The sequence below is a fragment of the Clostridium homopropionicum DSM 5847 genome (assembly GCF_001263795.1).
In the GTDB taxonomy this organism is placed as follows: Bacteria; Bacillota; Clostridia; order Clostridiales; family Clostridiaceae; genus Clostridium_H; species Clostridium_H homopropionicum.
This window is the reverse complement of the sequence record NZ_LHUR01000034.1, coordinates 1-1469: the sequence shown is the minus strand read 5'-3', so window position 1 is coordinate 1469 and position 1469 is coordinate 1. Positions and strand designations below refer to the sequence as shown.

The following is a 1469-nucleotide window of genomic DNA, read 5'->3' as shown; positions in this document are numbered from 1 at the left end:
ATATACAGTATAGTACTGATAGATTACTGAGATCTATTTTCTTAAACTTACATTTTTCTACAAAGTTATTATTTCTAAATTACTTGCCAAAAGAAAGAGAATACACAAAATTATTTACACAGCCATACTAAATCAAGATAAGTTTAAGATTTTTAAGAAATCAGTTGGAATCCTAAAATGTGGATTCCAACTAATCTTTATTTATTACTATTAACTTTAATTTCATTAGCAAATATTACACCCATATTAAAGGCTGCTTCACAGTCTTTAGGGAACTGTTCATCTCTAGCTTTAGCTTTTTTATTTTCATCAAACATTGTTGCAACATATTTTGAATAATCATCAAATTGGTATGTGTCGTTGACATATAGTGGTTCAAAAGAGCCAAAGATTCTTTCAACATAGGTTTCTATTGGTTTAAGATCATTTTCAAGCTTTGAATCTTCCATTTGCTTTTTAGTTATATTCATAGTAAAAATAAATCCTGTAGGAATTTTCTTTGTAAAAAGGCTGGAATGGTCAGCATCATAAACTAAATATTGAAAAATAACCCTTTCTAAAAATGATCTCATTGTGCCTGTAACTGATCTCAAATATATTGGAGAACCAAAAATAATTGCATCTGCATTTTCGATCTTCTCGAGTATAGGTGTTAAGTCATCCTTTAGAGCACATTTACCATAGCTTTTCCCATTTTTTAATTTACAAGAAAAGCAGCTTATACAGCCCTTAAAGTTTAAATCATAAAGATGGATAAGTTCAGTTTCAGCTCCTTGAGTAGCTGCTCCTTCAAGTGCTTTATTGAGAAGGGTAGCAGTGTTTCTATTCTTTCTTGGACTTCCGTTTATTGCTATAACTTTCATTAATTTTACCCCCATTTAAATATGTGATTACCTCTTGCTAAAGATTATATTATAAATTTTTATTGAGAAATATGAAGTACATTATAAATTACACCTTTTTCGTCTTTTATTTTATTTAAATCATCGATAAAGTAAAATGCAGTATACTTCCATTTATCAGGGTTATATATAACTATATATTCTGCATTTTTAATTTTAGGAAGCTCCTCTTTTATCCTATCTTTAAAGTCGTTTAAGCTACCTTGTGGTTCAATATCTTTTGTGATTTCAAATAAATATTTAATATCTGTAATTTTACAGGTGGTTGTGTCAATTAGAGGAATGCCTATGGTTACTTGCTGCCAGCTAAAAGAAGTTATTATATTGTATCTGTTTTATAACCATTATTTTCAACTCTGGATTTTATTATATCCATATCATAGTCACAAGGTAATGTAATCTTGTATTGCGATGCTATCATTTAATAATCACTCCTTTTAATATCTAGTGATAAGAGCCTCTAAACCCTTACACTAACGCATTTTTACTTTAAATACATATCTTTATAGAGGATGGCTATACATTGGAGTATAGCTTACCTCTTAATATAGCTAATTGTTCTTTTAA

1 protein-coding gene and 1 pseudogene are annotated in these 1469 nt (G+C 28.7%); both read right to left on the bottom strand.

The features are described 5' to 3' along the window. Positions 1-197: 197 nt before the first annotated feature. The gene (locus CLHOM_RS14155) at positions 198-863 is read right to left on the bottom strand and encodes a flavodoxin family protein (protein ID WP_052222339.1); all 666 of its coding nucleotides are present in this window, start codon (positions 861-863) and stop codon (positions 198-200) included. 59 nt (positions 864-922) lie between these two features. Then, positions 923-1278, bottom strand: a pseudogene (locus CLHOM_RS14150) (DUF4865 family protein). Positions 1279-1469 lie beyond the last annotated feature (191 nt).

Coding starts and splice junctions, on each gene's coding strand:
- CLHOM_RS14155 (WP_052222339.1), bottom strand. CDS start 863: ATGAAAGTTATAGCAATAAACGGAAGTCCAAGAAAGAATAGAAACACT.